The organism is Hyphomicrobium sp., assembly GCF_035687085.1.
GTDB lineage: Bacteria > Pseudomonadota > Alphaproteobacteria > Rhizobiales > Hyphomicrobiaceae > Hyphomicrobium_B.
The window spans coordinates 269,379-292,927 of record NZ_DASRYS010000002.1 but is presented as its reverse complement, the minus strand read 5'-3'; the positions used below and the strand labels follow the sequence as shown (position 1 = coordinate 292,927).

24 protein-coding genes are annotated in these 23,549 nt (G+C 62.2%); 13 read left to right on the top strand and 11 right to left on the bottom strand.

What is annotated here, in order from left to right:
* The first annotated feature begins 196 nt into the window (after positions 1-196).
* From queC to queF, 4 genes are all read left to right on the top strand, one after another.
* Positions 197-919: a 7-cyano-7-deazaguanine synthase QueC gene (gene queC / locus VFG26_RS01790; RefSeq protein WP_325021589.1), complete on the top strand. Its 723-nt coding sequence runs from the start codon at positions 197-199 to the stop codon at positions 917-919.
* A 112-nt stretch (positions 920-1,031) separates the two neighbouring features.
* Positions 1,032-1,664 (top strand): 7-carboxy-7-deazaguanine synthase, encoded by a 633-nt coding sequence (gene queE, locus VFG26_RS01785; protein ID WP_325021587.1) that lies wholly within the window; start codon positions 1,032-1,034, stop codon positions 1,662-1,664.
* A gap of 88 nt (positions 1,665-1,752) precedes the next feature.
* A complete protein-coding gene (locus VFG26_RS01780; protein WP_325021584.1) occupies positions 1,753-2,142 on the top strand; it encodes a 6-carboxytetrahydropterin synthase in 390 nt (129 codons plus the stop codon).
* Between the two features lie 6 nt (positions 2,143-2,148).
* The gene (gene queF / locus VFG26_RS01775; RefSeq protein ID WP_325021582.1) at positions 2,149-2,610 is read left to right on the top strand and encodes a preQ(1) synthase; all 462 of its coding nucleotides are present in this window, start codon (positions 2,149-2,151) and stop codon (positions 2,608-2,610) included.
* 51 nt (positions 2,611-2,661) lie between these two features.
* On the opposite strand, the gene VFG26_RS01770 is transcribed toward queF, so the two are convergent.
* The 3 genes from VFG26_RS01770 to VFG26_RS01760 all read right to left on the bottom strand — a co-directional run bounded on the left by VFG26_RS01770 (position 2,662) and on the right by VFG26_RS01760 (position 4,554).
* Positions 2,662-2,946 carry a hypothetical protein gene (locus tag VFG26_RS01770; protein ID WP_325021580.1) on the bottom strand — a complete coding sequence of 95 codons (285 nt, stop codon included), beginning with the start codon at positions 2,944-2,946 and terminating at the stop codon, positions 2,662-2,664.
* A gap of 146 nt (positions 2,947-3,092) precedes the next feature.
* Positions 3,093-4,016, bottom strand: a complete 924-nt coding sequence (locus tag VFG26_RS01765) for a pirin family protein (RefSeq protein WP_325021578.1) — start codon at positions 4,014-4,016, stop codon at positions 3,093-3,095.
* A gap of 79 nt (positions 4,017-4,095) precedes the next feature.
* A complete protein-coding gene (locus tag VFG26_RS01760) occupies positions 4,096-4,554 on the bottom strand; it encodes a thiol-disulfide oxidoreductase DCC family protein (RefSeq protein ID WP_325021576.1) in 459 nt (152 codons plus the stop codon).
* A 185-nt stretch (positions 4,555-4,739) separates the two neighbouring features.
* On the opposite strand from VFG26_RS01760, the gene VFG26_RS01755 reads away from it, so the two are divergent.
* The 3 genes from VFG26_RS01755 to VFG26_RS01745 all read left to right on the top strand — a co-directional run bounded on the left by VFG26_RS01755 (position 4,740) and on the right by VFG26_RS01745 (position 6,447).
* Entirely contained in the window at positions 4,740-5,156 is a 417-nt protein-coding gene (locus VFG26_RS01755) for a lysozyme inhibitor LprI family protein (RefSeq protein ID WP_325021575.1), read from the top strand.
* A gap of 180 nt (positions 5,157-5,336) precedes the next feature.
* Entirely contained in the window at positions 5,337-5,834 is a 498-nt protein-coding gene (locus tag VFG26_RS01750) for a DUF992 domain-containing protein (RefSeq protein WP_325021573.1), read from the top strand.
* Between the two features lie 208 nt (positions 5,835-6,042).
* On the top strand, positions 6,043-6,447 hold the full coding sequence (locus VFG26_RS01745; protein ID WP_325021570.1) for a hypothetical protein: 405 nt from the start codon (positions 6,043-6,045) through the stop codon (positions 6,445-6,447).
* Positions 6,448-6,504: 57 nt separating this feature from the next.
* Here the strand turns inward: VFG26_RS01745 and VFG26_RS01740 are convergent, their stop codons facing one another.
* Positions 6,505-6,816: a hypothetical protein gene (locus tag VFG26_RS01740; RefSeq protein ID WP_325021568.1), complete on the bottom strand. Its 312-nt coding sequence runs from the start codon at positions 6,814-6,816 to the stop codon at positions 6,505-6,507.
* Between the two features lie 124 nt (positions 6,817-6,940).
* On the bottom strand, positions 6,941-8,026 hold the full coding sequence (speB, locus tag VFG26_RS01735) for an agmatinase (protein WP_325021566.1): 1,086 nt from the start codon (positions 8,024-8,026) through the stop codon (positions 6,941-6,943).
* A gap of 161 nt (positions 8,027-8,187) precedes the next feature.
* Between speB and VFG26_RS01730 the strand changes: the two genes are divergently transcribed.
* Complete coding sequence (locus VFG26_RS01730; RefSeq protein ID WP_325021564.1) at positions 8,188-8,481, top strand: hypothetical protein; 294 nt, start codon at positions 8,188-8,190, stop codon at positions 8,479-8,481.
* Positions 8,482-8,621: 140 nt separating this feature from the next.
* On the opposite strand, the gene VFG26_RS01725 is transcribed toward VFG26_RS01730, so the two are convergent.
* Positions 8,622-9,020 carry a hypothetical protein gene (locus tag VFG26_RS01725; RefSeq protein ID WP_325021563.1) on the bottom strand — a complete coding sequence of 133 codons (399 nt, stop codon included), beginning with the start codon at positions 9,018-9,020 and terminating at the stop codon, positions 8,622-8,624.
* Here VFG26_RS01725 and VFG26_RS01720 point away from each other — a divergent pair.
* Positions 9,019-9,366, top strand: a complete 348-nt coding sequence (locus VFG26_RS01720) for a DMT family protein (RefSeq protein ID WP_325021561.1) — start codon at positions 9,019-9,021, stop codon at positions 9,364-9,366. The two genes, VFG26_RS01725 and VFG26_RS01720, sit on opposite strands and share 2 nt — an antisense overlap.
* Before the next feature lie 17 nt (positions 9,367-9,383).
* Here the strand turns inward: VFG26_RS01720 and VFG26_RS01715 are convergent, their stop codons facing one another.
* From VFG26_RS01715 to VFG26_RS01705, 3 genes are all read right to left on the bottom strand, one after another.
* The gene (locus VFG26_RS01715; protein ID WP_325021559.1) at positions 9,384-10,370 is read right to left on the bottom strand and encodes a hypothetical protein; all 987 of its coding nucleotides are present in this window, start codon (positions 10,368-10,370) and stop codon (positions 9,384-9,386) included.
* A 209-nt stretch (positions 10,371-10,579) separates the two neighbouring features.
* Positions 10,580-11,461 carry a glycoside hydrolase family 16 protein gene (locus VFG26_RS01710; protein WP_325021557.1) on the bottom strand — a complete coding sequence of 294 codons (882 nt, stop codon included), beginning with the start codon at positions 11,459-11,461 and terminating at the stop codon, positions 10,580-10,582.
* Between the two features lie 81 nt (positions 11,462-11,542).
* On the bottom strand, positions 11,543-13,186 hold the full coding sequence (locus VFG26_RS01705) for an isovaleryl-CoA dehydrogenase (RefSeq protein ID WP_325021555.1): 1,644 nt from the start codon (positions 13,184-13,186) through the stop codon (positions 11,543-11,545).
* Positions 13,187-13,924: 738 nt separating this feature from the next.
* Between VFG26_RS01705 and VFG26_RS01700 the strand changes: the two genes are divergently transcribed.
* A complete protein-coding gene (locus VFG26_RS01700; RefSeq protein WP_325021554.1) occupies positions 13,925-14,986 on the top strand; it encodes a CoA ester lyase in 1,062 nt (353 codons plus the stop codon).
* 47 nt (positions 14,987-15,033) lie between these two features.
* Entirely contained in the window at positions 15,034-15,366 is a 333-nt protein-coding gene (hspQ, locus tag VFG26_RS01695; RefSeq protein WP_325021552.1) for a heat shock protein HspQ, read from the top strand.
* A 108-nt stretch (positions 15,367-15,474) separates the two neighbouring features.
* Here the strand turns inward: hspQ and VFG26_RS01690 are convergent, their stop codons facing one another.
* Complete coding sequence (locus VFG26_RS01690) at positions 15,475-16,368, bottom strand: invasion associated locus B family protein (RefSeq protein ID WP_325021550.1); 894 nt, start codon at positions 16,366-16,368, stop codon at positions 15,475-15,477.
* 382 nt (positions 16,369-16,750) lie between these two features.
* Here VFG26_RS01690 and VFG26_RS01685 point away from each other — a divergent pair, with 382 nt between their 5' ends.
* A complete protein-coding gene (locus tag VFG26_RS01685) occupies positions 16,751-18,499 on the top strand; it encodes an extracellular solute-binding protein (protein ID WP_414653250.1) in 1,749 nt (582 codons plus the stop codon).
* A complete protein-coding gene (locus tag VFG26_RS01680) occupies positions 18,496-20,031 on the top strand; it encodes a class I adenylate-forming enzyme family protein (protein ID WP_325021546.1) in 1,536 nt (511 codons plus the stop codon). Before VFG26_RS01685 ends, VFG26_RS01680 begins: the two co-directional genes overlap by 4 nt.
* 24 nt (positions 20,032-20,055) lie before the next feature.
* On the opposite strand, the gene mfd is transcribed toward VFG26_RS01680, so the two are convergent.
* Positions 20,056-23,541: a transcription-repair coupling factor gene (gene mfd / locus VFG26_RS01675; protein ID WP_325021544.1), complete on the bottom strand. Its 3,486-nt coding sequence runs from the start codon at positions 23,539-23,541 to the stop codon at positions 20,056-20,058.
* Between the last annotated feature and the right edge of the window lie 8 nt (positions 23,542-23,549).

Below are 23,549 nucleotides of genomic sequence, written 5' to 3'. Positions count from 1 at the left end.
CAGCAAAGTCCCGGCGGGCGGGCTTGCGCCTACCCTATGGGTCAGATCATGATCGAGGCTTGCGGATTGGCGTTAGGCTTGGTCCTGCGATAGAGCTGAAACCCGCACCAGATGCCAAGGTTGCGCTGACAAGACGCTGCCTATCTGATTTCATTCGGCCGCAGCTGGCCGCCAATTGAGAAAGAACCTTCGCGCCGTGGCCGATTCTTCTGCTCTTGTTCTCTTTTCGGGCGGTCAGGACTCGACCGTATGTCTGGCCTGGGCGCTCAACCGTTTCGACAGGGTGGAGACGGTCGGGTTCAGCTATGGCCAGCGCCATAACGTCGAACTCGAGCAGCGCCGGATCGTCCGGGAGAAGCTCTCAAAGCTCGCGCCCTCGGGCCATACGCTCGGCGACGATACCGTTCTCGATCTTCCCGCGCTCCAAAGCATCAGCGACACAGCACTGACGCGCGAAACCGAAATCACCTTCGCGGCAACCGGCTTGCCGACGACGTTCGTTCCCGGGCGCAATCTCCTCTTTCTCACCTACGCCGCCGCGCTCGGATATCGGCGCGGCATCGCCACGCTCGTCGGCGGCATGTGCGAGACGGATTTCTCCGGCTACCCCGACTGCCGGAACGACACGATCCAGGCCATGGCGCAGGCGCTGTCCCTGGGGCTGGCCTCACCCGTCACGATCGAAACGCCCCTGATGTTCATCGACAAAGCGCAGACGTGGGAACTCGCGGCAAAGCTCGGCGGCGACGAACTGATCCAGATCATCCTGGAAGACACCCACACCTGCTACATGGGCGACCGGAGCCACCGGCACCCCTGGGGCTACGGCTGCGGCACCTGCCCGGCCTGCGATCTGCGCGCCAAAGGCTGGGCCGAATGGCAGGCACGCACCCGCGATGCAGCCGCGGCGGGCGCTTGACGGCAACGCATTACGCGCCCCTCCGAAGCCAAATTGCGGTACGTACGCGCGGCCGCCCGGGAAGCGCTCCCGCGGGCTTGACTTGCCCGCCCCGCTTCGTAGGTATCCGGCCATGTATGCCGTCAAGGAGATCTTCTACACGCTGCAGGGCGAAGGCGCGAATGCCGGGACGCCGGCCGTGTTTTGCCGTTTTGCCGGCTGCAACCTCTGGAGCGGCCGCGAGCAGGACCGCGCCAAGGCCGTTTGCCAGTTCTGCGACACCGATTTCGTCGGCATCGACGGCGAAGGCGGGGGCCGGTTCGAGACGGCGGACCAGTTGGCAGACGCATGCCGCGCCGCCGCGCCACAGACCTCCAATCACGCCCCCCTCGTCGTCCTCACGGGCGGCGAACCGATGCTGCAGGTCGATCAGGAACTTGTCGACGCCCTCCACGCCCGCGGCTTCCGCATCGCCATTGAAACCAATGGTACGCTGCCCGTCCTCGACACCATCGATTGGATCTGCGTCTCGCCCAAGGCCGGATCAGAGTTGAAGCAGCGGCGCGGCAACGAGCTGAAACTCGTCTTCCCGCAACAGGGGCACGATCCGGCGGCCTTCCTCGAACTCGACTTCGAGGAGCGCTTCCTGCAGCCCATGGATGGGCCCGATCAGCACGCCAACACCATCGCCGCCATCGCCTACTGCAAGGCCAATCCGGCGTGGCGTTTATCCGTGCAAACCCATAAAATCCTGGGAATTCCTTAACGGAAGCACGCCTCCGCGCCCGTTTGGCGCGGTTTCGACCCCGATCCGGGGGGTGGCGCCACGGGATGAAATCCCTTATGGAGCGGCCATGCAGATATACAAGGAATTCCGGTTCGAGGCGGCGCATTTCCTGCCGTCGGCGCCCCCTGGCACACCCAACGCGCGCGTGCACGGCCACTCGTTCCGCGCCCGCATCGTCGTTGAAGGCGAGCCGAGCGCATCGACCGGCTACATCTTCCATTTTGAAGAGATGGCAGAGGCTCTCCGCGAGACGGAAGACGCCCTCGATCACCGCATGCTGAACGAGATCGACGGCCTCCAGGCGCCGACCCTCGAACGCATTTCGATGTGGATCTGGAACCGGCTTGCCAACCGTATCCCGGGTCTCGTGCAGGTCGAGGTTCATCGCGACAGCTGCAGCGAAGGTTGTATCTATCGCGGCCCCGCGCCGGAGACCCCGCGCCTGGCAGCGGAGTAACGGGCCATGACAGCGGGAAAGCCCGGCGTCACCCAGCTCGGCCACCAGGTCGGCATTCCCGAAAGTCCCGAGGCTGCCGAGCTTGAGCGCGTTTTGAACCCGCACGCCGATACGAACTATGTGGCGCGCTTCACGGCGCCCGAGTTCACATCACTCTGTCCGGTGACCGGCCAGCCCGATTTCGCGCACCTCGTCATTGACTACGTGCCGGGCCCGTACCTGCTCGAAAGCAAATCGCTGAAGCTGTATCTCGCTTCGTTTCGCAATCACGGCGCATTCCACGAGGATTGCACGGTGGCGATCGGCCGGCGCATCGCCGCTCTCATCGAACCGAAGTTCCTGAGAATTGGCGGCTATTGGTATCCGCGCGGCGGCATTCCGATTGACGTGTTTTGGCAGACGGGAACACTTCCCGAAGGCGTCTGGCTGCCCGATCAGGGCGTGCAGCCATACAGAGGACGAGGCTGAGCCCGTCCCCTGTAATGACTTCCAGTCAGCTCTGAATGGCTGAACCGGCGACTACCAGCGGCGATAGTGCCGGTGGTGGTGGTGCCGGTGATGCCGGTGATGATGGCGCCAGTGGCGATGGCGATGGAATCCATAGCCATACGGCCGGTAATAGCGGCGGTGGTAATGACGATGGCGGTAGCGACGATAGTGCGTCTTCTCGACGACACTGTTGCCGCTCTTCGCAGCGGATTCAACGGCCGCAAGGTTGCCGCCGCCGATCGCAGCGGCTTGAGTTCCAGTCGCGGCAACGCCGATACCGAGTCCCAGCGCCACTGCTAATAGTAGTTTTCGCATTTCGGTCTCCCAAGCTATTGCCTTCCAACAATTCGCAATCGCGATCGCTGGTTCCGGCAAAAGCAAGCTAGGAGTCCTTGACTGAACGTAAGCTGTACGGATCAGCAATTTTTAAGTTCGTCAAATAAATCGCGAAAAGGGCAAAATCAGCCTTTTTCTGGCAGCGGAATAAATTCCGTTTCGTCACCGGGCACTATCGCAAAACGGCCCTGCCGCCAGTCTTCTTTAGCGCTATCAATTCGTTCTTGCGAACTCGATACGAAATTCCACCAGATGTGGCGCGGCCCATCCATCGGCTCGCCGCCAAGCAGCATCAGTCGCGCGTTCGTCTCAGCGAGAATGGAAATGCGATCGCCGGGCTTGAAGACGAGAAGCTGCCCTGCTTCGAAAGTTTGCCCCGCAATATCGATGCGGCCCGATGCTAAATATACGGCGCGCTCATCATAATCGGCATCGAGAGGCAGCACTGCACCGGGAGCGAGCACCGCCTCCGCATAGAAGCAATCATGCGGAAATGCTGCAGGCGATGTCTCGCCGTAAAGGCTTCCGACAATGAGCCGGACGCGCTTTCCCTCACCTTCCAAGCGCGGCAACGCACTCACGTCGTGATGCGCAAATCCCGGTGCGCTCTCTTCGTGCGACTTGGGCAACGCCATCCATGCTTGAATGCCGAACATATCCTGGCCCGATGTGCGCATTTCTGGAGCCGTGCGCTCCGAATGCACGATGCCTCGCCCGGCCGTCATGAGATTGACCTCGCCCGGTCTGATCGCGAGCGATGACCCGAGGCTGTCGCGGTGCATCATCTCGCCTTCGAACAGATAGGTGACAGTCGCCAGCCCGATGTGCGGATGCGGCCTCACATCGATTCCTTGACCTGAGAGAAACTGCGCCGGACCCATTTGATCGAAGAAGATGAAGGGCCCGATCATCTGCCGCTGGGCCGAGGGGAGCGCGCGGCGCACTTCGAAGCCGCCGAGATCGCGCGCGCGGGGCACGATCACCTGCTCGACGGCATCACATGATTGGCGATCGCCCGGAATGGGATCGTTGTCTTTGAGCCAACTCATCGATCGTAGCCTCCGCTTCTGCGCCAAGCATCGCGCATACCAAGGCCCTAACCTCGTGCAAGCCGCACGCTAGGGCAAGCTAAGCTGTGAGAAATCTTTGCTCCTCGCCAGGGTTGGGACGGCGGCACGCGGCGCGCTCGCCGAACCAGATAAGCCGGTTGCGCTGAACCCAATCGTAAATGCGGTCGCCAATGGCGTTGGGAATGATGCGGCCCATGAACCCCAACCCGCGCCACGGTTGCGGCATCGTCTGTGCTGCAGCCAGAACGCCGGCCCATCGCACATACGGCACGCCATCCCGCAAGACCATGAACGTATCGAACGCGTCGGCGTCGAGCTTGTAATGCGCGTAAATCGCTTTCGGCAGCGGATCCTGGATCACCGCGAATTGGCTGCGCCCGGCGGGATCGTGATCGAGCATCCATTGCACGCCGCTCGAACAGAGCACGCACAGCCCATCGAAGATGATCAGCGGCCGCGTGTCGTCGAAGCGCGGGACCGCCGGATCGTTACGATAACTGTAGGGCGTAAATGCCATCACAGGCCGCTCACCTAGTTCTCATTCATTGCACGCATCAAGAAATCGGCAACGCATCGCTATCAAGATGCAACCATCACTTGCCCGCGAATGCCGGAATATACCGCTTAACGCCTACCGGCCGAAGCGCGCGACGCGTAGAGATTTGCACACGGCTTACTCACCGGCTCTTGGAGTTCATACACATGCCCCGCCGCGCAGCACGCCCTCTTCTCCCACTTGCCCTCGCAGCCATCGTTCCCATCATCAGCCCGGCGCATGCGGAAAGCGATTGCGCCGATGCGGCATCGACCGTCGAGATCAACGTCTGCTTCGACAAAGAGTATCAAGCGGCCGACAAGGCGCTCAACGCCGCCTATGAAGCCGCAATCGCCTACATCCGAACGCAAACGGGAGAAAAGCCCTACGACGCGGCGAGTTTTGAGGCGGCGATGCGCAACGCTCAACGCGCCTGGGTCGCCTACCGCGATGCCGACTGCAAGGATCTCGTGGCGCAGGAATGGTCAGGCGGCAGCGGCACGACGTCGGCAATTCTCGGATGCATGACGGAAAAGACCGTACAGCGCACGAAGGAGCTGAAGGACCGTTTCACGGAACGGTGAAACAGGCCCCACGCGCGCCACGTTAACCTTCGCACACAGGAATCTGCCACCGAACCGTCGTTTTGGGGCCTTAAATCCCCTTCGACACGAAGTTGGAACTCCACGCAGGTGTTGAGCTTTTCCGGCCCCGTGTACGCGCGGGATTGTGCCCCTGCGCGAAGCCCCACGTCGGAGAACAACATGATCACCTCACGCCTTCGTATCCGCGCGCTTGCCGCATGCGTCGCCTTCATCGCAGCGGCCGCCGCGCAAATCTCGCCCTCGCTGGCCGACACGCCGAAAATCGCTCTCGGCACATTGACGTGCTACGGCCACGGCAGCATCGGCCTCATCTTCGGGTCGAAACAGAACCTGCGCTGCAATCTCGAAACCGCCATCAGCGGCCGCACCTACCGGTACGCAGCGACGATCACCAAGGTCGGCGTCGACATCGGCTTCAAGGGCGAGAGCACATTGGTGTGGACGGTTATCGGCCCGACGTTAGATATCCCCAGCGAAGCGCTCGAAGGAAATTACGGCGGAGTGACGGCCGGCGCGGCCGTCGGCATCGGCGCCAACGCCAACGCACTGATCGGCGGCTCGGGCCGATCGATCATTTTGCAGCCGGTGAGCGTCGAAGGTCAGACGGGCCTCAACCTCTCGGCAGGCGTTGCAGGACTTACGCTTTTCAAGCCCTAAGCGGCTTTCACGGCACAAGGCGGTGCGCTTGCCCATGGTCCGGCGAACGCGCCGCCGCGCTTCCATTTCCTCAGTGCTCAGCTAATTTATACTCACGAAATTTCCTAGTCGCGGCAGCTACTTAGCTCAAGTTTCGAGCATAACTAAAACACTTTTCGGCCATGAGAATCGCACGCTAATGGGCGCACGAACCGCGAGGAGAAAAACCATGGCCGCACTGTCCAAGAACGTCGAAGAAATGCTCATTCGCCTTGCGGAGAATGCACGAACCGAACAGGACTTCGTGCTGACGCTTTCCGACGCCATTCGCAGGGTCGACGAACAACTGCTGCGCGATGTCCGTAATGTCGCTCTCCAGCATGAGCTGCGCCGCGAAGCGATCCTCGGTGAACTTCAGGATCTCGCATCCCGCCTTTGCGCCCTTCCCGCCCGCACGCAGAACCAACCCGTCGCCGCCATCGACCAGCAGCATCAGCATCAGCATCAGCAGCAGGTCAATCAGACACGCGCTGAACTCGAGGCGCTGAACGGCCAGGCGGGCGACTGGCGTCAGGCTGCACAGAACATGCACGACGAGTTCGAATTCACGTTCAACGGCCAGCAGCGGCACTGAGTTGAATTGCGCAGGCTCCGGCATACCCGGGCCTGCGCACCACGCTGAACTTTCAAGTCACTTTGCCGCCGTCTTCGATCCATCACGGCGCCGAGAGACCTCAGCGGCGGAAACTTCCCCCGCTGCAATCAACGCATTCACGCACCCCTTCGACAAACTGAGACCCACCGCCCGCATGCACGATCGCACCTGCGGACTGGTCGGGCTGTACGCGCTGCAGTGCGCATAGTAATCGCTCGCGCACGCCATCTGAACGCGCAGGCTGACGGCGGACGCCGTCGCAGAAAGCACCGTGACACCGGCGAGTGCCAGGGCCGAACCGAACGCGGCATTCGAAGCATTCCGGCTTATCGCAATGAAGGCATGCATGGCTGGGGCTCCTCTCTTTTGGCGATGCAAGCCCGTCTCTGGGACTTGTCGCCAAAAGAGATACGAGATCCGTGTGATGCCCGCTGTTCCGGTGGGAACCGGAGCTTGACCGTAAGCCGGAGGCCTACGCCTCGCTCGCGGCGAGCACCTTGCCGGGCACCGGATATGACGCCGGACGCGCGCCATTAAGTCGTGCAAAGCGGCACGCCTGCTCATAGACGACCGTCGCCCCGGCAAGCGCCGTGATGCCCGCATGATCATAGGCCGGCGCCACTTCGACGACATCGCATCCGACGATGTTGAGATCGTCGAGGCCGTGCAGCATGGCGAGCAACTCACGCGGCGTCAGCCCGCCCATCACCGGCGTACCCGTGCCCGGCGCAAAGGCAGGATCCAGACAATCGATATCGACGGTCAGATAGCAGGGCGCGTCACCCGCCAGCGCCTTCACCATCGCGATGATCTGAGCGGCGCCCTTCTCGGCAACCGTCATGCTGTCAAAAATATTCATGCCCATCGGGTCATCGACCCATGTACGGATACCGATCTGCGATGACCGTGACGGATCGACGATCCCATCCCGAATGGCCTGCGCGAACATGGTGCCATGATTGATTTCGACTTCCCCGCCAGGGCCCGTGCGCGGCGTCCACGTGTCGGGATGCGCATCGAAATGAATGAGCGCGAGCTGCCCATGTTTGCGTGCGTGCGCTTTGAGCAGTGGATAACTGACGAAATGATCGCCGCCGAGCGCACACAGGAACGCGCCAGCTGAAACAACCTCAAACGCGGCCTCCTCGATCGCCGCGGGGATCGTTTGCGGAAAGCCGTAGTCGAGCAACGCATCGCCGAGATCGACGATCCGGACGTGCGAAAGCGGATCGAAACCGCCGGGATACGATTTGATGTCGGCCAGCGGCGCCGAGGCCGCGCGCACCGCCGCAGGACCTAGCCGGGCGCCCGGCCGGTTCGAGGTCGCGATGTCGAGCGGCACACCGAGGATCGCGAAATCACCAGCACTCGCCTGGGCGGCACGCGGCGCCCGCAAGAACGTTTGAGGCCCGGAGTACGTTTGCTCGGATGCAATTGTGGAGGGTGAAAGCCCCCCGCAATTGAGTTGCCCATACACAGCGGAATTATTGGAAAGCGGATTGCCGGAAGACATGACGACGACCTCGATTGTTACGATGTCGTCCGGCCGACACCTCACAACCAACCGGGTTTTCCCGGCGCCTCCGTTTCGCGGCGAACCCAAGCATGCCTAACGAAACGCGACAGTCAAGCCCCAGTAAGTATGCCCCCGGCTCCTGCATGAACCCCGGCCGGTCCCGCGCGTTAGAGGCTGAAGACCCCTAAATACGGCTTCAAACCATGTCCAAACTGGTAAAACTCGCCACCGAAAAAGCCGCTCGCTCGGAACGCGATGCCGAGCTTCTGCGCGAAGACCTGTTCGAGAAATGCATGAGCGCTGTGAACACGCTGGGGGACGATGTTGCGGGTTATGCGCTCGTCATCTGGGGCAAGGACGGCGAGATGCGCACGGCCTATAACGCCGCTCAAGGACCGATCGGACCGGCACTCGTACCAACGCTCGCGGCCGATGCGTTGAACCGCCATGTCGCCGTCATGCTCGCGAAGAAAGACGATTCCGACTCGAGCAGTTGATCGACTGCAGCCAACAATAAGAGAAAACCCAGAGCTGAGGCTCTGGGTTGCGGTGAATTCCCTGCGATTAGTTCAGGACGCCGAACAGGTGCAGGCCGATGATCACGACCAGCGGAACGCCTGCCAGCCAAAGAATTACGTCACGTGCCATGATGCTCTCCTCGATGTTTGATCAATGGTGGAATTCCAGATTCAGCCGGCGATTCAGGAACGCTCCCGCTTTCTGCATCGCTTGAACGAACAAGGCTCAGCAATCGATCGAGATGCTGTCGCGCCTCAGCCAGATGTTGACTGGCCTCCTCGCGCCGGAGAACAACGCCGTTGCGCGCGGCGCCGCGTAACTCGTTCTCCAGATCCCAAAGTGTCTTCAAAACCTTCGGGAGCGTTTCTCTGATGTTTTCCGACATCTGAGCCTCACCATTGGAACTGCTCCCTGAACGCATCCCATTGATTTCCGGTTCCGCTTCTGCGTTTTGCTGGGACGCGCATTCGAAATCCGCGCATTCGACGTCAACCTGAATTGGACTTGCCAGCCCCATGATCCCTCAAGCGATATTGCCCATCGTCCTCCTGGCGATGTCGAACGTCTTCATGACATTCGCCTGGTACGGCCATCTCAAATTCACGAGCAAACCGCTTTGGCTCGTCGTGATCGTCAGTTGGGGGATTGCATTCTTCGAATACTGCCTGGCGGTGCCGGCAAATCGCTATGGCGCGGCGGTTTATTCGCCGGCGGAATTGAAGACCATTCAGGAGGTCATAACGCTGATGGTATTCGCGGGCTTCTCCGCGACCTATCTCGGCGAACCGCTCTCGATCAACCAGTGGGTCGGGTTCGCCTTCATCGCGCTCGGCGCGTTTTTCATCTTCAAGGCGCCGCTATAGGCAACGGCGCCTTCCGTCTACCGGATCGGAACGCTCAGCTGGAACTTGCTGCTGAGGCTTTGCGGCTCGCTCGAGGCACCGAGATTATCGACGTCCGCCGTCACGCTCAGCGTATAGGCGTCGGGTTTCGAGTATGTGACGCCGGCGCCCGCGGAGTTCGTCTCGAATGACGTATCGGCCGCATGGCTCGTCGATAGATCGAAGGCCTTCTTGTAGGTGACGAACGGCTCGAGCGTCGTGCCGCCTTCGAGCGCGAAGGAATGATTGACCTTCGGCGCCAGAATAAAGGCGCTCCCGCCTGCTGCTGTGCCGGAAGAACCCGCCGACGTCTCCCACTCCGTGCGAGCGTCCAGGCTCAACATCGGCGCCGCTTGCAGCGACACGTACGCTGCCGCCTTCTGATCTTGCGCCGACGCCGCGGACGAGCGCGTGTCGGCCCGTTCGAGCGACAGGCCGACGCTCGCCTTTTTGCTGATCTTGTAGTCCGCCCCGAAGCCGACGCGGGTCGTCTTATCGGACGCGCGCTCGTTGTAACCATTGAGATCGATGTTGGTCCAAACATCGACCGGCGTCGTTGGCGCAGCCGCCGCCTTAGGCAGCTTCACCTCGTAAACCTCGGACGTGGCATATTCGGGCTTCTGCACGGACACGCTACGCGAATTGAAGTCGCGCAATGTGCCAAGGCTCGTGCGAACGGACACGCTGCTGTCGCTGGCGTTGAACTTCGACGGCACGGTGTTCTTGCTGAGCGCGATCCAAGGCATGCCGTCGGATGACGCGCTGGCCTGCGCCGGCATGGCCTGTTGGGCGAGCGCGGCGTCGAGGTCGAACGCAATATCCTGGTCACAAGAGAGAAAATCCGCGTCCGCCGTGCTCGACTGAACGTCGACGCAATCCTCCTCCGCGCGAACGCTGGGGGCCGCGCACAAAACCAAGGCGAAAGCGGCCAAACCCGCGCGCGCAGAGCGGTTACCGAACGAAGGACGGGTTTTGCGTTTGATCATAGGCGCCAGTTACCTGCGAACTTTGATGATGGTGTGGCGGGCACCTCAGGAGCACTGAGCGCACGTCACCTGTGCCGTCAGCCGATGACGTGATCGAGCATCTCTATCATGGCTTCTTCCAAGGTTACCGGCGCAAAGCTTACCGATTGCCAAACGCGTGTCGAACGAAACCTTCGCCGCAGCGTCGTGCTCGGACACTCGGATCGCCTTCAATCAGCGACAATGACCGCCCCGTTCTTTCCCGAACGCGCCTTCTCGGCCGTCTTGTTGACAGGCTGTTGCCCTTGCCACTCCGAGATACGGAGCGACTTGATCGTCATCGTAGCAGGCAGCGCCTCCTCATCGACGGGCCCCGCCCACGCGCTGCCGAGAGCCAGATTGATGACGAGGTTGAACGGCTGCTGCAGAGGCTGAATGCGCCCGGACCCAGTGTTGCGATCCATCGTCAGCATCGGCTGGCCATCGACGGACAACGCCAGCAAATCCGGCGTCAGCTCCGCTTCATAGAGCACCTCCCTGCCCTGCAGACCCGGAATGGTGCGCTCGGCCGTCTTGGCAGTACGATTGATGAACGACGAACCGAAGTGCACGGTCGCGTGCACCAAGTCAGGCTCCCGCCCGAGCTGCTCCATCAGATCGACCTCGCCGAAGCCACGGGCGTTGGCGCCCCTCAGCCAGATCGCCGGCCACGCGCCCTTTCCCCCTTGAACCGCAGCAACGATCTCAATGCGCAGGTTCTGCCTGGCTTTCTTGGAAACAATGCTGGCGGACGTATATTTGGCTTCAGCCCTCGCCTGCCGCCAATTGAGAGCCCCTTTGCGGTAATCGGGATTGTCCACCCGCTCTTTTCGCGCCGTCAGCGGAATGCCGGCATCCGAAACACTGAAATTCGATTGCCCCGCGTAATATTGCTGTTCCTCGTTGCGCAGAAATCCGGCTTCGAACGTCCATTCCGAAGTGTCGAAGGGCTGCCCAGCAGACCAATCCAGAACGGCGTTCCAACCAGGCTTAGATTTGCGGAGAGCGCACGCCGGATCGGCAAGAAGAACGGAGAAAAACGAAATGCCGAACCAGAATGGATATGCCTTCACTCAACCGCTCCCGTCTTGACGCCTGGAAAAACGCCCCCGGATTGAATGAAGTTGCACCTCCCGCGAATGGCGCCAAACGTGTCAATTCAACGCTGGGGCGGCGCGATCGATAATCGCGCGCGTATTTGTGCCGGCGGGAAGAAGCCCATAAGCGCCGCCATCGCCTGCCAATCGCGTCGCGCAAAACGCATCGGCAACGTCTGCCGTCGCATGGCGGAGGAGCAATGCCGCTTGCAAGGCCACGGCAAGATCGCGGACGAACGAACGCGCCTGCCCTTCATCCGCAGGCTGTTTTGAAGTCGCGTTCAGTTTCGCGAGATGGGCTTGCAGCCGCGCGTCCTGCTTCGCAGGCTCGGCCAACTCATCCATGAGCATGCCGATCGCGCCCGGCGTCCGCGCAAACGCGCGCAGAACGTCAAGGCACATGACGTTGCCCGAGCCTTCCCAAATCGAATTGAGCGGCATCTCGCGGTAAAGACGCGCTAGGTTGAATTCCTCGACGTAGCCGTTGCCGCCCAGCACTTCCATCGCTTCGGCAGCGTATGCAGGTCCGCGTTTGCAGATCCAGAATTTGGCTGCTGGCGTCACCACGCGCCGGAACGCCAATGCCGCCTCATCCTCTTCATCGTAGGCGCGAGCGAGCCGCATGGCCAAAAGCGTGGCTGCTTCCGATTCAATCGCCAGATCCGCCAGAACGTTCGCCATCAAAGGCTGGTCGATCAGCTGCTTCTGAAACGCGCGGCGGTGACGCGCGTGATGAACAGCCTGGGCCAAGCCCTGCCGCATCAGCCCCGAAGTTCCGATGGCACAATCGAGACGCGTGTAGTTTCCCATCTCGATGATGGTCGGAATCCCGCGGCCTTCCTCACCGACAAGTTCACCCAGCGCGCCTTCCAGTTCGACCTCGCTCGACGCGTTCGAACGATTGCCGAGCTTGTCCTTGAGACGGCGAATGTGAATGGCATTTCGCGTTCCCTCGGGCGTCCATCGCGGAACGAGGAAGCACGTCGGCCCCGCCCCGGTCTGCGCCAGGATCAGAAACGCATCGCACATCGGCGCCGACATGAACCATTTGTGCCCGTAAAGCCGATAGAAGCGCCGCTCGCCCTCTTGCCTGTAGGGCTCGGCGCGCGTGACGTTGGTGCGCAAATCGGAGCCGCCCTGGTTCTCCGTCATGCCCATGCCGACCAGCGCCGAGGTCTTCTCCGCTGCGGGCCTGAAACGCGGATCGTAGGTGCGCGAATAAATGCGCGGCAGCCACTCGGCCGCAATCGGCGGCGCATGTTTCAGCGTCGCCACCGCCGCGTACGTCATCGACACCGGGCAATAGACGCCGCTCTCGATCTGCGAAAGCATGAAGCATCCGGCCGCCCGGGCGACGTGCGCACCCTTCTGCGGGTTGACCCACGGACTGCTGTGAAGACCGTTCTCCAGGGCCAGCCGCATGAGCGTATGCCAGCTGTCATCGAACGCCACCTCATCGAGGCGATGGCCATAGCGGTCGAATGATTTGAGCACGGGCTGATTGCGATTGGCGTCTGCCCCGGCGGCGATCATATCCGCCGATCCGAGATGGCGACCAAGCTGCTGCAGATCCTCAAGCGCCCAGCCCGCACCCTCGCGGATCAGCGCCTCCCTGAGGATCGGATCACTCGATAAGAGATCATAGTCCTGAAGCGGCGGCGGTTGGTTGGTGACATCGATCATGAGTATGGCCACGCTCATTCAACGTGTTGGCTACTCCAAGGCACGCTCTGAGGCACTTGGATGAGCATCGCCTCTGGAAATGATGCTCTCTGGACAGCTTATCCCTTCAGCGTTTTCTTGGCATCCTGGCGATGGGCGATGACTTGATTATCGGTTGGGGCTCGTCGGATCACCCGGCGTTTCTGACCAAAAAAACTTATCCCCGCCTCTGACACGTCCCGCATACTCCTCGCACCTCGCCTCGACGAAACGACGGACAGTCTCGAGACCGTTTGGAGATTGGGGGTGAGCGGCTGGACGAACGTTCGCGGCACAAGGGGGTAACGGCCCGAGGCCCGAACGGAGCGAACCGCCCGGTGATCAATGTGCATACGGTACCAACCGTCGGAGGACTAAGGCACCTCCCATACCGGACCGGTCGATCAGAACCCCAGCTACGGAGCGCGCCAAGGCGCTGTTCTTTCTTCGGATCGACGGCACCCGGTGCCGGCGCGCTCCGTACTCCGACTTGTCGCGCCGGTGCCCCGCACGCGGCGATAAACGCGCACAGCCCCACGTCATCCCCGCGTAGGCGGGGATCCGTCCGAGCCTCCATTCATCACGGATATCCAGCTTGGCCCGCTGCCCTGCGCGCGGGCGGCCGGCGCGCCGCAGGCGTGTCGCCCGCGCCGACAAGAAAGTGTGCCCCGTTGACAGCGGCAAACCGAGCCACAATGGTGGCGCCCTCACCCAAGCCTTTGAAAGGGATAGTTGCTGATGGCCTCGACGCGCACCCCCGCCAAGCATTTCCAGCCTCTGGCCATCGGCGCCCCCGAGCCCTACCGGGCGCTCCCCGTCAAGCTCGAGCGGATGATCCACTTCGTCCCTCCGCACAACGAGAAGATCCGCGCCAAGATCAAGGAACTGGCCGCCCAGGTCGACGTGATCCTCGGCAACCTCGAGGACGCCGTTCCCCTCGATCAGAAGGAGAACGCCCGCAAAGGCTTCATCCAGATGGTCAGGGATAACGACTTCGGATCGACCGGCGTCTGGACGCGCATCAACTGTCTGAACTCCCCCTGGGTGCTCGACGACATCACGGAGATCGTCGCCAACGTCGGCGACAAGCTCGACGTCATCATGCTGCCGAAAGTCGAAGGCCCCTGGGATATTCACTATCTCGATCAGCTCTTGGCGCAGCTCGAAGCCCGCCACGGCGTGAAGAAGCCGATCCTGATCCACGCCATTCTGGAAACCGCCGAAGGCGTCAACAACGTCGAGGCGATCGCCGCCGCCTCGCCGCGAATGCACGGCATGAGCCTCGGGCCCGCCGACCTCGCAGCCTCGCGCGGCATGAAGACGACCCGCGTCGGCGGCGGCCACCCCGATTACGGCGTCCTCGCCGATGCGCAGAAGGATAATCCGTCCGCGCCCCGCGCCTTCTATCAGCAGGACCTCTGGCACTACACCGTCGGCAAGATGGTGGACGCCTGCCTCGCCTACGGTCTGAAGCCCTTCTACGGCCCCTTCGGCGACTTCTCCGACCTCGCCGCCTGCGAGGCCCAGTTCCGCAACGCCTTCCTGCAGGGATGCCTCGGCGCCTGGTCGCTGCACCCGACGCAGATCGAAATCGCCAAGCGCGTGTTCTCGCCGGACCCGGCCGAGGTCAAGTTCGCCAAGCGCATTCTGGATGCGATGCCCGACGGCACGGGCGCCGTCATGCTCGACGGCAAGATGCAGGACGACGCCACCTGGAAGCAGGCCAAGGTCATCGTCGATCTGGCGAAGATCGTCGCTTCGAAGGATGCCGAACGCGCTGCCCTTTACGGCGACCTTTGACAGGCAGCGGGCTTGCACAGTCCGTTGACCTGTCACACATTAACGCCATGAGCTCCATCAGACACGCCAAGTTCGCGATCGGCCAGGTTGTACATCACCGGCTCTATCCGTTTCGCGGACTTATCTTCGATATCGATCCGGAGTTCGCAAATACCGAGGAATGGTGGCTGTCCATTCCCGAGGAAGTCCGGCCGCGGAAAGACCAGCCCTACTATCACCTCTATGCGGAAAACTCGGAGACGACGTACCTCGCTTACGTCTCCGAGCAAAACCTGCTGCTCGACGAAACGGACGCGCCGCTTCGCCATCCCGACATTTCCGAGCGGTTCCTCAAGGACTCCGACGGCAATTATCGCCTGCGTCCCGGCTCCACGAACTGAGCAGCGGCCAGAAGACCTGAGATCCTGATCTCTCGCCCCCCGCAAAGAAAAACCGCCCCGGATGCGAAATCCGGAGCGGTCCAAACGTCTGAGTCGATTGCCGTCTTGTTACTGCTTCGGCTTCGCCGCAGCGGCCGGGGCCTTCGTCGAACCGGTCGTCGTCGGAGGCGCGCCAGGAGCATCGAGCGGCAGGTTCTTCAGCTGGTCTTCCTTCCACTTCTCGGCCATCTGCTGCTGACGCTGACGGATCTGCTGCATCAGCGCGCTGCGGGCCTCGGCATACTTCTTGTTGTCGACCGGAGGACCGGCGGCAGCCTCGTTATAGCCGTCGAGCGGAACCGGGAAGCCGATCGGCTGAGCCGAGGCGTTCATAGCGAGAACCATCAGCCCGCCGCCCTTCGACATCTGGGCCAGGATTTCCGGAGTAGCTTCCGTTTCAGCCGTGCAGCCGGCCGGATGGCAAAGCGCGTAACGCAGCTCGATCGGCTTCAGCGCCTTCTCGTCGATCTTCTCGTTTTTGGACGCAGCCGCCCATTGCTCCTTCGTATAGATCGCAGCGCGAATGCCCGGCGGAATTGCCATCCCGAGCGGGACCATGATCATCAAAGACTTCTTGTCGGAGCCTTCGACTTCGCGAATGGCGGCAGACACGAGAACCATGCCTGTGTTACCATCGAGACGCTCATGGTGCGTGAGGCAGAGAGATTTCTCTTCCTTCACTTCCTTGCCGTCCGGACCCTTCTTATCGACCGGGGCCTTCTCGCAAAGTTTCACCCAGGCGCTCTGGGGCGCCGCCGCAGCAGCGGCTTTGCCAGCCGGTGCCGCAGCCGCAGCGGGTGCCTTCTTTGCTGCCGGTGCCGGTGCCGCCGCCTTGGGCGCGGCAGCCGGAGCTGCTGCCTTCGGCGCTTCCTGTGCCAAGGCCGGCAGAGCGGACATCACCGCAGCCGCGGCCACGGCCGATACGAGGGCCTTGCTGCCCGCGCGCATTAGTGCGTTTGCCATCAACCTAAAAATCCTCGCTTTGTTCGTTGTGCCGGCGTTCCCGGCCCTACCCCTCACGTCGCCGTGCGTCAAAAGCTCGCCACCAAGCCTGCGCAGACCCGGCCTGTACTGCCGTTCCGGCGCCGAGTAAGGCTCGGATTACGGCAATCGCGTGACCGCAGCCGAGCCCGGCTGGGGGACGCGACTCACCTTTGTCCATCGTTGCCCAGCTGCCACTGCGACGAGCTGGACAGCGAAGGCTTAGCCCCGTTTAAAGTTCCAAACAGCGGCGGCCGATTGGCGCCACACTGCCGGGATTATCCCGTGTTACCAAGGTGATGAAAGTAATCCAGGACGGGCGATGTCATTCCGGCAGGTTATCCTCACTTTATTGCTTGCAGCGATGGGAAGTCTTCCCGCTTCAGCCGCTCCGCAAAGCGCGATCGCCCTCCACGGCACGCCGCGGGAAGCAGCCGGGTTCACGGCCTTTCCCTATGTAAATCCCGCCGCTCCCAAAGGCGGCACGCTGACCCTCGGCGTCACCGGCTCCTACGAGAGCGTCAATCCCTTCATTGTTCAGGGCACGCCCGCCTCCGGCATCCGAGAGTTCGTCGTGGAGTCGCTGATGGCGCGCAGCCTCGACGAGCCTTTCACGCTTTACGGCCTGCTCGCCGAGACCATCGACGTTGCTGACGACCGCCAATCGGTCACCTTCACGATCAACCCCAAAGCCCGCTTCTCCAATCGCCAGCCCGTGACGCAACACGACGTCATCAAGTCGTTCGAGCTGCTGAAGGAAAAAGGCCGTCCCAACCACCGCACGTACTTCGCCAAGGTCACGAGCGCTGAAAAGGTCGGCGACCGCGGCGTCCGCTTCACGTTCCAGGATGCGAGCGACCGCGAGCTTCCCCTCATTCTCGGTCTGATGCCGGTCTTCTCCGCGCGCGATATGACGCCCGAGCAGTTCCAATCCGGCGGCATGACGCCGCTCGTCGGATCAGGCCCTTACACGGTATCCAACATCGATGCGGGCCGCTCGATCAGCTTCCGCCGCGATCCGGAGTATTGGGGCATCGATCTGCCCGTCAATCGCGGACGCTTCAACTTCGACGACATCCGCTTCGACTATTTCCGCGATGCCTCGGTGATGTTCGAAGCCTTCAAGTCCGGCACCATCGACCTGCGCCTCGAAGAAGATCCGGGCCGCTGGGCAGGCGGCTACGACATCCCGGCCGTTCGCGATGGCCGCATCATCAAGGCTGAATTCGAAATCGGTCTGCCCGCGGGCATGACCGCGCTCGTCTTCAACACGCGGCGCGCGATGTTTGCCGACCCGCGCGTGCGCCGCGCACTGATCATGCTGTTCGATTTCGAATGGTGCAACCGCGCGCTCTACAATGGCCTCTTCAAGCGCACTGAGAGCTATTTCGAGCGCTCTTATTTGGCTTCGAACGGACGCCCCGCGGATGCCCGCGAACGAGCACTCCTCGCACCATTCCCTGACGCCGTGCGCCCCGAAGTCATGGAAGGCGCCTACCGCTTGCCCGCCAGCGACGGCAGCGGCCAGAACCGCCCAAACCAGAAAACGGCTTTCGCCCTGCTGACGGAAGCCGGTTACGTGCTGAAAGGTGGGCGTCTGATCAATTCGAAAACAGGCGAGCAACTCGCCTTCGAAATTCTGGCCAATAGCGGCGCCCAGGAAGCTCTGCTTTTGAGCTATGCCCGCAGCCTCGCGCCGCTCGGCATCGCTGCGCGCGTGCGCGTCGTCGACAGTGCCCAATATCAGCAGCGACTGTCGAGCTTCGACTACGACATGATCCAGAGCACATGGCCCTCGTCCTTGTCGCCTGGCAACGAGCAGCTGTTCCGATGGTCGGCAAAAACCGCGGATGCCAAAGGGTCGTATAATTTCGCCGGCGTCAGAAATCCCGCCGCCGATGCCATGATCGAGAGCATGTTGGCCGCCGAAACCGAAGCGGATTTCATCTCGTCGGTCCGCGCCCTCGATCGCGTGCTGCTATCAGGTGACTATGTCGTCCCGCTCTTCTATACGCCCAATCAGTGGGTGGCCTATTGGGCGCGGCTGAAGCATCCGGATAAGACGCCCGTGTTCGGATACGCAGTAGATACGTGGTGGACGGAATCGAAATGACGCCGGTTGCGAATGAACCCTTCAACATGGCGCAGTATGCCATCGGCGCGGCCGCTCAACGCACGCCATCAAAGACCGCGCTCCTCGTCTACAATACGGCCAACCCCGAAAGCCCATCGGAGACATGGTCGTTCGCAGCGCTTGAAGACGCGATCCTCCGCCTCGCCCAGGGATTGGCTCAGCGCGGCCTGAAGCCCGGCGACCGCATCGCCATCCGGCTTGGAAATTCCAGCCAGTCCGCACTTCTGTTCTTCGCGGCCATTGCCGGAGGCTTCATCGCGCTGCCCCTGTCCGATCAGCTGACGGCAACCGAACTCAGGAGCCTGCTCGACGATAGCGGCGCAGCGGCAATCGCGAGCTTCGAGCCGCTGTCCGCTGACATCGCGCGCGGCATCACCATCTTCTCGCCAGACGACATCGCCGGCCTCATTCAACACGCACCGCGCGCCGGTTACGCGGCGACACGTGCGAATGACGCCGCGTTCCTCATCTATACATCCGGCACCACGGCGAAGCCGAAAGGCGTTCTCCACGCCCATCGCTCCGCGCGCGGACGCTCACCCATGTATCAGGGCTGGTACGGCATCAACGCCGATGACCGGATGCTGCACGCCGGCGCCTTCAACTGGACGTTCACGCTCGGCGTCGGCCTCACCGATCCCTGGGCGAACGGCGCGACGGCGGTCGTTTGCACCGGCGAAAAATCACCCGAGCTTTGGCCGCGCCTCATCGCAGCGACGGGCGCGACGCTCTTCGCTGCGGTTCCCGGCGTCTACCGGCAAATCCTGAAGTATGCGCGGCCTGAACCAGGCTCTCTCGGCAAATTGCGCCACGGGTTGATGGCAGGAGAAACGCCTCCGCCCGGCCTCGTCGAAGAGTGGACCAAAGCAGCTGGCTTGCCGCTCTATGAAGCGCTCGGCATGAGCGAAATCTCGACCTACATTTCGACAGGTCCGGGAGTGCCCTATCGGCCCGGCACCGTCGGCAAACCGCAAGCCGGACGGCGCATCGCGATCATTCCAGCTGATGGCGGAACCGAGCCGCTGCCTCCCGGCACGGAAGGTTTGATCGCCGTGCATCGCTCCGATCCGGGCCTCATGATCGGCTATTGGAACCGCCCGGAGGAAGAAGCCGAAGTTTTTCGCGGCGAGTGGTTTACCGGCGGCGATCTGGGTTCCGTCGATGCCGACGGCTACATCACCCATCTTGGCCGCGCCAACGAGTTGATGAACGCGGGCGGCTATCGCGTCTCGCCTTTGGAGATTGAGGCAGCGCTCGCCGCCTGCCCCGGCGTCGCCGAAGTCGCCTGCACGGAAATCCGCATTCGCAGCGATGTCTCGATCATCGGCGCATTTGTGGCTCCAACCGACGCCAGCAAGAAGGATGCTGAGGCCATCAAAGCTTTCGCCGCCGAACGCCTAGCCGCCTACAAGGTGCCGCGAGAAATCATCTTCGTCGATCGGCTGCCAAGAACGCCGAATGGCAAGATCCAGCGCAAAGCCCTCGCTGCGCTGGTCCCGGCGAACGCCTGATAGAAATATTTAGAGAAAGGCGGCTCAGGCCGCCTTCTTCGTCTGCTCGGCAATATCAGCGAACTGCTGAATAAGCGCGCGCACGCCCTTCAAGCGCTTCTCCGGCAGATCCCAATCGGCGCGGTAGACGAGCCGCTGATCGGGCTGAACCTTGAGCGCGCCCCTCGACTTCTGCACGAACGCGATAAGTCCTTCCGGATTTGCGAACTTCGCCTTGTGCAGCGTGATGACGCCGCCCTTCGGCCCTGCATCGACCTTGGAAATGCCAGCTGTCCGGCAGAGGCCTTTGATCTCCATGACGTCGAGCAGATGCGAAACTTCCGGAGGCAGCGGGCCGAACCGGTCCACCAATTCGGCCGCAAACGCGTCGATGTCCGAGCGCTTCTCCAAGCTCGAAAGCCGCCGGTAGAGACCCAAACGAAGTTGCAGGTCGGCGACGTATGGCTCCGGAATCATGATCGACGTTCCGAGCTGGATCTCCGGGCTCCACTTGTCGTCGGCTTCGAGATCGCCGCCCTTCATCGCGGCAACCGCTTCTTCCAGCATCGACTGGTAAAGCTCAAAGCCAACCTCGCGGATGTGGCCCGACTGCTCTTCGCCCAAGAGGTTGCCCGCGCCGCGAATGTCGAGATCGTGCGAGGCGAGCGAGAAGCCCGCGCCCAGCGTATCGAGCGATTGCAGAACTTTCAGCCGCTTTTCCGCGCCTTCCGTCAGCTTCTTGTCAGGCGGCGTCGTGATGTAGGCGTAAGCGCGCGTCTTTGAACGGCCGACGCGTCCGCGAAGCTGATAGAGCTGCGCGAGACCGAACATGTCGGCGCGATGGACGATCAGCGTGTTCGCATTGGGCACGTCGAGACCGGACTCGACGATCGCGGTCGACAGCAGGATGTCGTACTTGCCCTCGTAGAACGCGGTCATCACGTCCTCGAGTTCCGTAGGCGTCATCTGCCCCGTCGCACGCGCGAATTGGAGATCGGGAACCGCCTCGCGCAGGAACTCCGCCATATCGTCGAGATCGGAAATCCTGGGCGAAACGTAATACGTCTGCCCCCCGCGGAAACGCTCGCGCCGCAACGCCTCTTTGATAATGACCGGATCGAATGGCGAAATGAACGTGCGCACCGCCAAGCGGTCGATCGGCGGCGTCGTGATCAGCGAAAGCTCGCGCACGCCCGTCAGAGCGAGCTGCAGCGTCCGCGGGATCGGCGTCGCCGAAAGCGTCAGCACGTGCACGTCTTCGCGCATCTTCTTCAGGCGTTCCTTGTGATTGACGCCGAAGTGCTGCTCTTCGTCGATGATGAGAAGGCCGAGCCGCGCGAAGTCGATGCCTTTGCCGAGCAAGGCATGCGTGCCGACCACGATGTCGATATCGCCGGACTTCACGCCGGCCTTCACCTCGGCAAGCTCCTTCGGGCTCACCATGCGCGATGCTTGCGCGATCTTCACAGGCAATCCCTGGAAGCGCTGCGCGAACGTGCGGTAATGCTGGCGCGCGAGCAGCGTCGTCGGCACGACGACGGCGACCTGCAAACCGTTCATCGCCGCAACGAAAGCTGCGCGAATGGCAACTTCGGTTTTGCCGAAGCCGACGTCGCCGCAAACGAGCCGGTCCATCGGCTTACCCGAAGCAAGATCGCCCAGCACCGCGTCGATGCTCGCCGCCTGATCCTCGGTCTCCTCATAAGGAAACCGGGCGACGAATTCGTCGTAAGCGCCAGCCGGCGGAACGAGCACGGGCGCTTCCCGCATCGCGCGCAGGGCCGCAATCTTGATGAGCTCGTTGGCGATCTCGCGCAGGCGCTTCTTGAGTTTCGCCTTGCGTGTCTGCCAGCCGACGCCACCCAGACGGTCGAGCTGCGCATCGCCTTCATCGGCGCCATAGCGCGACAGAAGCTCGATGTTTTCAACCGGCAGAAACAGCTTGTCCCCGCCCGCGTACTGCAGCTCGAGGCAGTCATGTGGTGCGCCAAGCGCCGTAATCGTCTGCAGCCCCGCGAACCGGCCGATACCGTGATCGCTGTGCACGACGAGATCGCCGACCGAAAGGCTCGTCGCCTCCGTCAGAACGTCGGCCGCCTTGCGCGCGCGCCGTCGCTGACGCACCAGCCTGTCGCCCAGAATGTCCTGCTCGGCGATGACAGCGAAGTCCGGCGTCTCGAAACCTTCCTCGACGCCGAACACGGCAAACGCCGTCTGCCCCGGACGCAGCGCCAGCACTTCCGAGAAGTTCTCGACCTTCGCGATGTTATCGAGGCCATGATCCTGCAGCAGCGTAATCAGCCGCTCCCGCGCACCCGGCGTCCACGCCGCGAGAATGACCCGGCGGTTCTCCTCATGGATGCGCCGGATATGCGCCACGGCCGCATCGAAAACGTTGGCATCGGGATTGGCGCGCTCGGCGGCAAACGTGCGTCCGCGTTTGCCGTGCATCGAATAGACATTCGTCTCGCCCGGGCTCTCGAACGGCGTCAGCCGCGAGACGGTGCGCGCATCGAGCGCCGCACTCCAGTCCTTGGGCGTGAGGAACATCTGGTCGGGCGGCACCGGCTTATACGGCGGCGCGCCGAAGCGCTGGCCTTCGAGTGAATCGACGCGCGCCTCGTAGTGCTCGCGGATTTGCTCGAAGCGCCGGTCGATCGCCTCGTCGTCGAGATGATCGAAACTGACGCCTACCCCCGGCAGATAATCGAACAGCGTCTCGAGGTTAGGATGGAAGAATGGCAGCCAGTGCTCCTGGCCGACGTACCGCCGTCCGCTCGACACTGCTTCATAGAGCGGATCGTCGCCCGTGTTGCCGCCGAACAGCGCAACATAACGCGTGCGGAACAATGCTGTCGCAGCTTCCCCGAACGCCACCTCGCTGACGGGCATCAGCGAAAATTTCGGTACGGCTTTCAGCGAGCGCTGCGTCTCCGCATCGAACGCCTTGATCGTCTCCAGCTGATCGCCGAAGAAATCGAGCCGAATGGGATTGCTGCGCCCCGGCGGATAAAGATCGATGATGCCGCCGCGCTGCGCATATTCGCCAGGCTCCATGACCGTGCTCGAACGGTCATAGCCGTAGGATTCAAGCCGCTTGATGAGATCGGCAGGGTCCAGCCGCTGGCCCGGAGCAATCGTCTTCACCGCGCCGCGAATAAAGCTTCTGGGCGGAACGCGCTGCAGAATGGAATTGATCGTCGTCAGAACGAGCGTCGGCTTTTTCCGGCCGCCGACGGCCAGCCGCCCGAGCGCGGTAATGCGCTTCGACACGATTTCGGGATTAGGGCTCGTGCGGTCGTAGGGAACGGTGTCCCACGACGGAAAGGGCACGATGGCGATGTCCGGCGCATAAAAGGCGACGGCCGCCTGCAGCTCATCGAGCCGGCGGTCATCGCGCGCGATATGAAGATGCAGCCCGGGCTGATCGTCCGTGCGCGCAGCCTTCGTGATGTCGGCAACGACGCGTCCGTCGAAACCTTCCGGCACACCGGAAAATACGGCGCGAGTGTTTTGAACCTTTGTGGTCATCTACCGTG

Coding starts and splice junctions, on each gene's coding strand:
- VFG26_RS01770 (WP_325021580.1), bottom strand. CDS start 2,946: ATGCGAAAACTACTATTAGCAGTGGCGCTGGGACTCGGTATCGGCGTT.
- VFG26_RS01705 (WP_325021555.1), bottom strand. CDS start 13,186: ATGAGCGTGGCCATACTCATGATCGATGTCACCAACCAACCGCCGCCG.
- VFG26_RS01700 (WP_325021554.1), top strand. CDS start 13,925: ATGGCCTCGACGCGCACCCCCGCCAAGCATTTCCAGCCTCTGGCCATC.
- VFG26_RS01740 (WP_325021568.1), bottom strand. CDS start 6,816: ATGCATGCCTTCATTGCGATAAGCCGGAATGCTTCGAATGCCGCGTTC.
- VFG26_RS01720 (WP_325021561.1), top strand. CDS start 9,019: ATGATCCCTCAAGCGATATTGCCCATCGTCCTCCTGGCGATGTCGAAC.
- VFG26_RS01765 (WP_325021578.1), bottom strand. CDS start 4,016: ATGAGTTGGCTCAAAGACAACGATCCCATTCCGGGCGATCGCCAATCA.
- VFG26_RS01685 (WP_414653250.1), top strand. CDS start 16,751: ATGGGAAGTCTTCCCGCTTCAGCCGCTCCGCAAAGCGCGATCGCCCTC.
- VFG26_RS01750 (WP_325021573.1), top strand. CDS start 5,337: ATGATCACCTCACGCCTTCGTATCCGCGCGCTTGCCGCATGCGTCGCC.
- queF (WP_325021582.1), top strand. CDS start 2,149: ATGACAGCGGGAAAGCCCGGCGTCACCCAGCTCGGCCACCAGGTCGGC.
- VFG26_RS01780 (WP_325021584.1), top strand. CDS start 1,753: ATGCAGATATACAAGGAATTCCGGTTCGAGGCGGCGCATTTCCTGCCG.
- VFG26_RS01690 (WP_325021550.1), bottom strand. CDS start 16,368: ATGGCAAACGCACTAATGCGCGCGGGCAGCAAGGCCCTCGTATCGGCC.
- VFG26_RS01755 (WP_325021575.1), top strand. CDS start 4,740: ATGCCCCGCCGCGCAGCACGCCCTCTTCTCCCACTTGCCCTCGCAGCC.
- mfd (WP_325021544.1), bottom strand. CDS start 23,541: ATGACCACAAAGGTTCAAAACACTCGCGCCGTATTTTCCGGTGTGCCG.
- VFG26_RS01715 (WP_325021559.1), bottom strand. CDS start 10,370: ATGATCAAACGCAAAACCCGTCCTTCGTTCGGTAACCGCTCTGCGCGC.
- VFG26_RS01730 (WP_325021564.1), top strand. CDS start 8,188: ATGTCCAAACTGGTAAAACTCGCCACCGAAAAAGCCGCTCGCTCGGAA.
- VFG26_RS01745 (WP_325021570.1), top strand. CDS start 6,043: ATGGCCGCACTGTCCAAGAACGTCGAAGAAATGCTCATTCGCCTTGCG.
- queE (WP_325021587.1), top strand. CDS start 1,032: ATGTATGCCGTCAAGGAGATCTTCTACACGCTGCAGGGCGAAGGCGCG.
- hspQ (WP_325021552.1), top strand. CDS start 15,034: ATGAGCTCCATCAGACACGCCAAGTTCGCGATCGGCCAGGTTGTACAT.
- VFG26_RS01760 (WP_325021576.1), bottom strand. CDS start 4,554: ATGGCATTTACGCCCTACAGTTATCGTAACGATCCGGCGGTCCCGCGC.
- VFG26_RS01680 (WP_325021546.1), top strand. CDS start 18,496: ATGACGCCGGTTGCGAATGAACCCTTCAACATGGCGCAGTATGCCATC.
- VFG26_RS01725 (WP_325021563.1), bottom strand. CDS start 9,020: ATGGGGCTGGCAAGTCCAATTCAGGTTGACGTCGAATGCGCGGATTTC.